The sequence below is a fragment of the Aeromonas tecta genome (assembly GCF_000820185.1).
Classification (GTDB): Bacteria; Pseudomonadota; Gammaproteobacteria; order Enterobacterales; family Aeromonadaceae; genus Aeromonas; species Aeromonas tecta.
Window position 1 is genome coordinate 782 of the sequence record NZ_CDCA01000016.1, and the last position, 394, is coordinate 1,175.

General features: G+C 65.2%; 1 protein-coding gene. It reads right to left on the minus strand.

Annotated elements, in window-relative coordinates:
- A partial coding sequence (locus tag BN1137_RS22690; RefSeq protein WP_198150592.1) for an efflux RND transporter permease subunit occupies positions 1–394 on the minus strand: 394 nt, incomplete at both ends.

Below are 394 nucleotides of genomic sequence, written 5' to 3' on the forward strand. Positions count from 1 at the left end.
CACGGTCCAGTGCACGGCGCGGCGATAGAGGCGGGCGGCCTTGCCCTCGGGCTTGGTTTCTTCATCTCCGCTTGGCGCCTTGATAAAGGCCCAGCACATCAGGGGTGTGATCACCATGGCCACCACCCAGGAGAGCAGCAGGGAGCTGCACAGCACCTGCACGATGGAGATGGAGAACTCCGCCGAATCGGTCTGGGAGAGTAGCACCGGGGTGGCGCCGAGGCAGGCAACCACGGTGGCGCCGAGCAGGGGCAGGGCCATCTCGGCGATCGCCTGCTTGACGGCCTCGCTGCGTTCAATCCCCTTGCGCACCTTGGTGGCGAACAGATCGACGATGACGATGGCGTTGTCGACCAGCATGCCGAGGGCCAGGATGAAGGAGCCGAGGGATACC